This window comes from Hyphomicrobiales bacterium, from assembly GCA_030688605.1.
Taxonomy (GTDB): Bacteria; Pseudomonadota; Alphaproteobacteria; order Rhizobiales; family NORP267; genus JAUYJB01.
In genome coordinates, this window is sequence record JAUYJB010000006.1 from 47,448 (window position 1) to 55,744 (window position 8,297).

An 8,297-nucleotide genomic window follows, 5' to 3' on the forward strand; every position below is an offset into this window, starting at 1 on the left:
TGAGCAAATGATCGATCGGATCATCCGTGGCCCCGGTCAATGGATGCCCGCCCTCGCCGGAAAGGCGGGGGCAAGGGTGGTGCCCTCACTCCTTCTCTTGCCATTGCCGGGCTCGACCCGGCAACGGATCTTCATATGTTCGTGTCGCGCCCTGCGGGCGCTCCCCGCCTTTTGTTGTCATCCTGGCCCCGACGGGCCGGCCTCACCGTCGAGGGAAGGGAGGCATGGCGGCGCGCGGGTCAGTGCGGTTCCGCCGCCGGTGCACGGACCTCCGGGCCGGAGAGATCGAGATTTAGCCGAGTTCTTAAAGCCTTGTTTACCCAACCGTGGCTAGCTTGAGCCCTTGGGGGGCGTGCCGTTTCGGTGAGCGTGAGTCAGGTTCATGTGTGAGTTCTTTCCAACATCGATCGCGCGGGCGGCGCGGATTACCGCGATTGTCGGCGCGCTTTCCTTGAGCGCGGCGTGCAGCTCGGAAGTGACCCGTCTCAGCCAACCTTTTTTCTCGCATCCCGAGGTGACCGGTTCGGTGGCCCCGATCCCGGAGCAAAATATCTCCCCGAGGGCCGCGGCGACCAGGCCGATGCCGCCGATGCCGCCACGGCAGATCGCGGGCAGGGCGCCTGCGGCGACCACGCCGGCGCCGGTCGAAAGGCGCGACATTCCGCTTGCCGCCGGAAACGGCTTTTCCGTCGTCAGGGCCGGCAGCGGCGACACCATCTACAGCCTGTCGCGGCGCCACGGCGTCTCGGCGCGCGCGATCATGGCGGCCAACGACATGCAGCGGCCGGAGGATCTGCATCCGGGCCAGAACATCCTGATCCCGCCGATTAACTGGCGCCCTGGGGACCCGGTTACGTTCGGCGCCGCCGATCGGCCGGCCGCCGAGGCCATGCGCGTCCACGTCGTTCGCCCCGGCGAGACGCTTTACGGGATCGCCCGCGACAATGCCCTCGGCGCCAGCGACATCGCGCGACACAACCGGCTGGCCTCCGCCGACCGGCTCACTGTCGGGCAGCGCCTTGAAATCCCATCCGCGGCGCCAGTCAGGACGGCGACCGCGTCGAATTTCGCCAACGACGCGGGCGAACCCGCGCCGCGCGCCCGTCCATACCCGGAAACGCGCTACGAAACGCGCCAATCAGCGTCGCTCGAACCGCTGCCGGCGTCGGGCCGGGGGAACCGGATTGTTCCGCTGCCGACGCCGCGCCCGAATCTGAGGCCAACGCGGACGGCGGAGCTGACGCGGCCAGAGCCGAAAAACGTCGGTACCGGGACGCTGCCGGAGCCGCAGGCGATGAGCGTCGGCAAGTTCCGCTGGCCGGTGCGCGGCCGGGTGATCTCGCCATTCGGATCGCGGCCCAACGGCGCCAAGAACGACGGCATCAACGTCGCCGTGCCCGAGGGTACCTCGGTCAAGGCGAGCGAGAGCGGCGTCGTCGCCTATGTCGGCAACGAGCTCAAGGGCTTTGGCAATCTGATCCTGATCCGCCACGCCGACGACTGGGTTTCGGCCTACGCCCATAACAGCCAGACGCTGGTCACCCGCGGCGAGCAGGTGCGCCGCGGCCAGGTCATCGCCAAGGCCGGGCAGTCCGGCAACGTCACCCAGCCGCAGCTGCATTTCGAGCTGCGCAAGGGCTCGAAGCCGGTCGATCCGCTGCAATATCTCGACGAGACCGGCTGATAAGACTGTAGGGCAGAGGAGAAGGGGCGCACGCCCCTCCTTTGGGAGAGCCTGAGCTCGCTGCTGGCCTGCCACTCGACCGAGGTTGGTAGGCTCCGGGGCGAAAGGCCCAGCCACGACAACCTCGAAGATGATCGCCGGCCTGATCGACCCACGCTGGTCGCAATCGCTGCCGCCAACCGGTTACTGACAATATGTATTTGGGAAGTTTCCCGAACAGCTGCCCGAACAACAGGGAGTGCCGTTGAGGACGCAGACCTGTCCGGTTGCGATGCATTGCTGTCCCTGACCGCTAGACGGGGGCGGAACCGGCTGCAGCTGCTTTTGCGGCGCGGCATCGGCACTGCCCGGCGATGCGCAACGATTTTCGCCCGGCACCGGCACCGTGCCCGGATAGCAGCAGCTATAGGGCACTTCGCCTGGCGTGAAGCCCGGTCCGAAGGACTCTTCGCAGGAAAAGGTTTCCGATGCCGATTCCTGCGCCTGCGCCAATGCCCCGAGAATGACACACAGAACGATGCCGGCCAGCAACCTTACCATCGTCTCCTCCGACATCTCGATTGCCCTGAGTCGATATCCGACATCCACCCGATGAGCAACGAGTTTGGTCGAGCTTGCCACCATTGACGGGCATTGGCAAAATTGAGCCCTGCCGGTTCGGGCTGTCGTGCCGCTTATCGCTCACGGGCAAGCGGGCTTTCGCCCGCGCCTTCCGCGGCGATCGTGGCTCAGGCGTCGATGACGGTGCGGAGGCGGCCGGCAAGATCCTGGATATATTGCCAGGCGACGCGGCCGGAGCGGGCGCCGCGCGTGGCCGCCCATTCGAGCGCCTCCGCGCGCAGGGTCGGCTTATCCAGGTCGAGGCTATAGTGAGCGGCATAGGCCTCGACCATGGCCAGATATTCGTCCTGGCTGCAGCGGTGAAAGCCGATCCACAGGCCGAAGCGGTCGGACAGCGACACCTTCTCCTCGACGGCTTCCGACGGGTTGATGGCGGTTGAACGCTCGTTCTCCATCATGTCGCGCGGCATCATGTGGCGGCGGTTCGAGGTGGCGTAGAAGATGACGTTGCGCGGCCGGCCCTCGATGCCGCCTTCGAGCAGCGCCTTCAAGGACTTGTAGGAGGTGTCCTCCTTGTCGAAGGACAGGTCGTCGCAGAAGACGAGGAAGCGGAACGGCTGCGGCCGCAGCAGGCCCAACAGCACCGGCAGGGACTCGATGTCCTCGCGGTGGATTTCGAGGAGTTTCAACGGCTTGGCGCCTTCTTCTTTCGCAAGCTCGTGATTGACCTCGGCATGGACCGCCTTGACCAGCGAGCTCTTGCCCATGCCGCGGGCGCCCCACAGAAGCGCGTTGTTGGCCGGCAGGCCGCGGGCGAACCGCTCGGTATTGTCCATCAGGATGTCGCGCATCCGGTCGATGCCGCGCAACAGCTTCAAGGGCAGCCGGTTGACCGCCGCCACCGGCTGCAAGTGGGCGCGGTCGGCGACCCACGCAAAGGCGTCGGCGGCCTCGAAATCGACCTCGGCCAGGGCCGCCGGGGCGAGCCGCTCGAGCGCATCGGCGAGACGCTGAAGGAGCGGCGCCAGCTCTGATTTCTCCTTATCCGTCATCGGGATGCTCGTTCGACAGCAAGGCGGGAACGGGGTCTATCGCGCCGGCGCACACTAGCACGCGCGCCCGCGCCCGCAACAGCACCCGCAATGGCGCCCGCGGGCCGCGCAACGGCGGTTCGCTACGGTTTGCAAATCCGGTTGCCATCGCTATAGTCGCGCCGCCCGATCCGGGACGCCCGCGCGCCGACGGCAGGCCGCAGGCGCGGCGTCGCATTGCGCCATCTTGGGGAGAATTGGATGCTCATTACACCGGCTTTTGCTCAGGGCCTGGGCGGAGACTCCGGCGGCTTCATCGTTCAGCTTCTGCCCTTCGTCCTGATCTTCGTGGTCATGTGGTTCCTGATCTTTCGTCCGCAGCAGAAGCGGGTTAAGGAGCATCGCGAAATGGTCTCCTCGCTGCGCCGCGGCGACACGGTGGTGACCAGCGGCGGCCTGGTCGGCAAGATCAACAAGGTCATCGACGACCGCGAGATCCAGGTCGAGATCGCCGAGGGGGTGCGGGTGCGCGTGGTGCGCTCGATGATCGCCGAGGTGCGCGCGCGCGGCGAGCCGATCGCGGACGGCCCGAAAAAGGAATGAGTGGGTTTGGAGCGGTTCCCTATAACCGGGAACCGCTCTAGACCTCGAACAGGCCGAACAGGCGGAAACTGAGACATGCTGCATTTTGCCCGCTGGAAGGCGGTCCTGATCCTGCTCGTCGGCGCGGCCGGGATCCTGTTCTCGCTGCCCAATTTCGTGCCGGTGCGGGAGCTCGGCTGGATCCCGAGCTGGCTGCCGCACAAGCAGCTCGTGCTCGGCCTCGACCTGCAGGGCGGCGTGCATCTGCTGTGGGAGGTCGACACCGCGTCGGTGATCGACTCGCGGCTGAAGAATCTGCGCGACGACGTGCGCAGCACGCTGCGGACGGCGAGGATTCAGAACCGCAATTTCCTGAAGCGCGAAGACCAGAGCATCGACGTCCGCCTGAGCCCAGAGGACCGCGACGCCGCGCGCCGCGCGCTGCGCGACCTGGCGGCGCCCGTGGCCGGCTCGTTCCTGACCGGAAACCAGGTCTCCGAGGTGGCCATCGAGGACGCGCCGGAGGGGCTGACCCTGCGCCTGACCGAGGAGGGCGTCCAGCGCCGCATCGCCCTGGTGGTCGAGCAGTCGATCGAGGTGATTCGGCGGCGCATCGACCAGCTCGGCACCACCGAGCCGACGATCCAGCGGCAGGGCGCCGACCGCATCCTGGTCCAGGTGCCGGGCGAGCAGAACCCGGAGCGGGTCAAGGACCTTGTCGGCAAGACGGCGAAGCTCGTGTTCCGCCTCGTCGATCTGTCGATCACGCCGCAGCAGGCGATGGAGACGCGGGTGCCGCCGGGCTCCGAGATCGTCTATTCGCAGGACCAGCCGCCGCAACCCTATCTCCTGGAGACGCGCGAGATCGTCGCCGGCGAAAACCTGGTCGACGCCCAGCCCGGCTTCGACCAGCGCACCAACGAGCCGATCGTCACCTTCCGCTTCGACACCCAGGGGGCCAAGCGCTTCGGCGTCACCACCCAGCAGAATGTCGGCCGGCCCTTCGCCATCGTGCTCGACGGCCAGGTGATCAGCGCGCCGGTGATCCGCGAGCCGATCCTCGGCGGGACCGGTCAGATTTCCGGCAACTTCACGGTCGAGGAGGCGAACGATCTTTCGATTCTGCTGCGCGCCGGCGCGCTACCGGCGAAACTGACCATCGTCGAGGAGCGCACCGTGGGGCCGGGACTCGGCGCCGATTCCATCGAAGCCGGCAAGATCGCCGCGATCATCGGCACCGTGGCCGTCATCGTCTTCATGGTCGTCGCCTACGGGCTGTTCGGAATCTTCGCCAATGTGGCGCTGTTCGCCAACCTGTCCCTGATCGTCGGCGCTCTGTCGATGCTGCAGGCGACGCTGACGCTGCCCGGCATCGCCGGCATCGTGCTCACCGTCGGCATGGCGGTCGATTCCAACGTGCTGATCTTCGAGCGCATCCGCGAGGAGCTGCGCTCCGGCAAATCGGCGATCGCCTCGATCGACGCCGGCTTCACCCGGGCGCTGGGGACCATCCTCGACGCCAATATCACGACCTTCATCGCCGCCGTGATCCTGTTCCAGCTCGGCTCCGGCCCGATCCGCGGCTTCGCGGTGACGCTGGCCATCGGCATCGTCACCACGGTGTTCACCGCCTTTACCCTGACCCGGCTGATCGTTGCCACCTGGCTCAAGCAGACGCGCCCGTCCACGGTGCCGATCTGAAGGGGAGAAGAGGCTTCATGTTCAAACCGATCCGATTCTTGCCCGACGAGACGCAAATCGCCTTCATTCGGTTGCGCACCATCAGCTATGCGGTGTCCGCCGCGGCGTCCGTCCTGTCGCTGGCGCTGTTCTTGGTCCTCGGCCTCAACTACGGCATCGATTTCCGCGGCGGCACGCTGATCGAGATCCAGACCAAGACGGAGCAGGCGGACCTTGGCGGTCTGCGCTCGACACTCGGCGGGCTCGGGCTCGGCGACATCGAGATTCAGGAGTTCGGGGCGCCGAACGAGGTGTTGATCCGGGTCGAGCAGCAGCAGGGCGGCGAGGCGGCCCAGCAGACCGTCATCGATAAGGTGAAGCAGGCGCTCGGCGACAGCGTCGAATACCGGCGCGTCGAAGTGGTCGGGCCGAAAGTCTCCGGCGAGCTGGTGCAGACGGGGACCATCGCCGTCGTCGTCGCGCTCATCGCCGTCCTGATCTATATCTGGTTCCGCTTCGAATGGCAGTTCGCCATCGGCGCCGTCGTGGCGACGATCCACGACGTGGTGCTGACGCTCGGCGTCTTCTCGGTGCTGCAGTTGGAGTTCAACCTGTCGATCATCGCCGCGATCCTGACCATCGTCGGCTATTCGTTGAACGACACGGTCGTGGTCTATGACCGGCACCGGGAGAATCTGCGCCGCTACAAGCGCATGGCGCTGCAGGAACTGCTCGACAAGTCGATCAACCAGACCCTGTCGCGCACGCTGCTGACCTCGGTGACGACGCTGATCGCCCTGTTCTCGCTCTACATCTTCGGCGGCGAGGTGATCCGCGGCTTCACCTTCGCGATGATCTGGGGCGTGGTGGTCGGCACCTATTCGTCGATTTTCATCGCCTCGCCGATCCTGATGGTGCTCGGCGTCAAGCGTGACTGGAGCGGGGTGACCGCGGGCGCCAGCGTCTAGAGCGGTTCATGGTTATAGGAAACCATTTGACCGGGATGATTTTGGATTGACGCACAACTCGCTCTGGGCCTCGCTGCGCTCGGCTAACGACTTGATTTTGCTTTCTCCCCCGCCAAGCGGGAGAAGGCTATTATAGCCCTTTATCCATGCATGCGGTTCGCCCAGTTTTCACTGTGCTTTAGTCACGCAACGCCATGCCCCAAGACACGCCCCATTTTCCCGGCCTGCCGCCGATCGACGCCTATGGCAATGGCGGCTTCCGCTTCGCCGACATGTCGCACCGCGGCTCGATCCTGATCGTTCCGTCCGGCGTCTATGCCTGGGAGGTGGCGGATTTCCGGACACTCAAGGAGGGCGATCTTGAGCGCGTCCTGGAGGAAGCGGAGCAGATCGACCTGTTGCTGATCGGAACCGGCACCGAGATCGGCGCGCTTCCGGAAGCCGCGCGGGCGGCGCTGCGGGTCAAGGGCATTGCGGTCGAAACCATGGACACCGGCGCCGCGGCGCGCACCTACAACGTGCTGCTGGCGGAGCGCCGCATGATCGCCGCGGCGCTGATCGCCGTGGACTGAGGCCGACCGCGCCCCCATATCGTACCTCCATGAGCGGGACATACGACCATTGCGCCGATCTGGCGCGGGCGGCGGACCGCGACCGCTATCTGGCGGCGCTGCTGGCGCCGCGCGGGCCGCGCGAGGAGCTAATGGCGCTCTACGCGTTCGATGCGGAGCTTTGCGGCGTCCGCGCCAAGATCAGCGAGCCCTTGGCCGGCGAGATCCGCCTGCAATGGTGGCGCGACGCCATCGCCGTGCTTTACCGGGGCGAAGGCGGCGAGAGCGCCGGCCATCCGGTGCTGCAGGCGCTCAAGCCGGCGATCGCGGCCGGAAAGCTGCCGCTTGACGCCTTCCAGAACCTGATCAATGCGCGCATCTTCGATCTCTACGACGACCCGATCGCCTCGATGACGGAGCTCGAGGGCTATCTCGGCGATACGTTCGGCGCCGTCATCCAACTTTCCTGCCTGATCCTTTCCCGCGGCGCGGACGTGGGCTCAGGGACGGCGGCGGGCCATGCAGGCGTTGCGACCGGGATCGGCTGGCTCTTGCGCGCGCTTCCCCGCCACGCGGCCGAGGAAAAGCTCTATGTGCCCCGAGACCTGATCGCCCGCAACGGCTTATCGTCGAGGGAAGTCGTCGGCGGCCAAATGAGCGGCGGGCTGGCGGCGGCGCTCGGCGAATTGCGGGACATCGCCAGCAAGCATCTCGAGGCGGCGCGCACGGAAGCGGGCAGGCTGCCAGCGGCGCTGCGCCCGGCCTTTGCCCCTTGCGCGCTGGTCGCGCCGTATCTTGCGGCGAGCGAACGCTGCCTCGATCCGCTGCAGGAGGAAATCGCGGTCAATCCCCTGCGCCGGCAATGGCGCATCTGGCGCGCCGCGCGGCGCGGGCTGTGACCCTCTCACGAAGAGGTCGCGTGCACGCCGCCTTGGACACCTCTCCCAATGGGACTGCTCGCCGAGCGATCGTCAAGATCGCGAAGCGGGTGAGGGGTTTCGCCCTATCGATTTCACGCCGACTCGCGCCCCCTCACCCGGTTCTCCCTGGCGCTCGATCCGACCTCTCCCCACTGGGGAGAGCTATCGGATTCACACATCTTTTGACCTCAATGATTCCAATAACTTATCTGCCCTACCTTAGGAGAAACGGTCAGTATCCGGTGCCTTCGCATTTGTTGGAAAGACTCGCTTTTTCGAAATGGCTTGGGCGGCTCACTTGAGATGTGTGCATACGATAG

General features: G+C 66.1%; 8 protein-coding genes. 6 read left to right on the forward strand and 2 right to left on the reverse strand.

The window, feature by feature from the left end; all coding sequences use genetic code 11:
• Positions 1 to 382: 382 nt before the first annotated feature.
• On the forward strand, positions 383 to 1,684 hold the full coding sequence (locus Q8P46_00920) for a peptidoglycan DD-metalloendopeptidase family protein (GenBank protein MDP2618735.1): 1,302 nt from the start codon (positions 383 to 385) through the stop codon (positions 1,682 to 1,684).
• A gap of 183 nt (positions 1,685 to 1,867) precedes the next feature.
• On the opposite strand, the gene Q8P46_00925 is transcribed toward Q8P46_00920, so the two are convergent.
• Together Q8P46_00925 and Q8P46_00930 are read right to left on the reverse strand one after the other, a co-directional pair.
• On the reverse strand, positions 1,868 to 2,239 hold the full coding sequence (locus Q8P46_00925) for a hypothetical protein (protein MDP2618736.1): 372 nt from the start codon (positions 2,237 to 2,239) through the stop codon (positions 1,868 to 1,870).
• Between the two features lie 173 nt (positions 2,240 to 2,412).
• Positions 2,413 to 3,297, reverse strand: a complete 885-nt coding sequence (locus tag Q8P46_00930; protein MDP2618737.1) for an ATP-binding protein — start codon at positions 3,295 to 3,297, stop codon at positions 2,413 to 2,415.
• 240 nt (positions 3,298 to 3,537) lie between these two features.
• Between Q8P46_00930 and yajC the strand changes: the two genes are divergently transcribed.
• The 5 genes from yajC to Q8P46_00955 all read left to right on the forward strand — a co-directional run bounded on the left by yajC (position 3,538) and on the right by Q8P46_00955 (position 7,956).
• Positions 3,538 to 3,879: a preprotein translocase subunit YajC gene (yajC, locus tag Q8P46_00935; GenBank protein ID MDP2618738.1), complete on the forward strand. Its 342-nt coding sequence runs from the start codon at positions 3,538 to 3,540 to the stop codon at positions 3,877 to 3,879.
• A gap of 75 nt (positions 3,880 to 3,954) precedes the next feature.
• Positions 3,955 to 5,559, forward strand: a complete 1,605-nt coding sequence (gene secD / locus Q8P46_00940) for a protein translocase subunit SecD (GenBank protein MDP2618739.1) — start codon at positions 3,955 to 3,957, stop codon at positions 5,557 to 5,559.
• 17 nt (positions 5,560 to 5,576) lie between these two features.
• A complete protein-coding gene (secF, locus tag Q8P46_00945; GenBank protein MDP2618740.1) occupies positions 5,577 to 6,506 on the forward strand; it encodes a protein translocase subunit SecF in 930 nt (309 codons plus the stop codon).
• Positions 6,507 to 6,700: 194 nt separating this feature from the next.
• The gene (locus Q8P46_00950) at positions 6,701 to 7,078 is read left to right on the forward strand and encodes an MTH938/NDUFAF3 family protein (protein ID MDP2618741.1); all 378 of its coding nucleotides are present in this window, start codon (positions 6,701 to 6,703) and stop codon (positions 7,076 to 7,078) included.
• Positions 7,079 to 7,107: 29 nt separating this feature from the next.
• Complete coding sequence (locus Q8P46_00955; protein MDP2618742.1) at positions 7,108 to 7,956, forward strand: phytoene/squalene synthase family protein; 849 nt, start codon at positions 7,108 to 7,110, stop codon at positions 7,954 to 7,956.
• The last annotated feature ends 341 nt before the right edge of the window (positions 7,957 to 8,297 follow it).

What these genes read in the sequence shown, in the direction of transcription:
- Q8P46_00920 (MDP2618735.1), top strand. Translation starts at nt 383, where the DNA reads ATGTGTGAGTTCTTTCCAACATCGATCGCGCGGGCGGCGCGGATTACC.
- Q8P46_00925 (MDP2618736.1), bottom strand. Translation starts at nt 2,239, where the DNA reads ATGTCGGAGGAGACGATGGTAAGGTTGCTGGCCGGCATCGTTCTGTGT.
- Q8P46_00930 (MDP2618737.1), bottom strand. Translation starts at nt 3,297, where the DNA reads ATGACGGATAAGGAGAAATCAGAGCTGGCGCCGCTCCTTCAGCGTCTC.
- yajC (MDP2618738.1), top strand. Translation starts at nt 3,538, where the DNA reads ATGCTCATTACACCGGCTTTTGCTCAGGGCCTGGGCGGAGACTCCGGC.
- secD (MDP2618739.1), top strand. Translation starts at nt 3,955, where the DNA reads ATGCTGCATTTTGCCCGCTGGAAGGCGGTCCTGATCCTGCTCGTCGGC.
- secF (MDP2618740.1), top strand. Translation starts at nt 5,577, where the DNA reads ATGTTCAAACCGATCCGATTCTTGCCCGACGAGACGCAAATCGCCTTC.
- Q8P46_00950 (MDP2618741.1), top strand. Translation starts at nt 6,701, where the DNA reads ATGCCCCAAGACACGCCCCATTTTCCCGGCCTGCCGCCGATCGACGCC.
- Q8P46_00955 (MDP2618742.1), top strand. Translation starts at nt 7,108, where the DNA reads ATGAGCGGGACATACGACCATTGCGCCGATCTGGCGCGGGCGGCGGAC.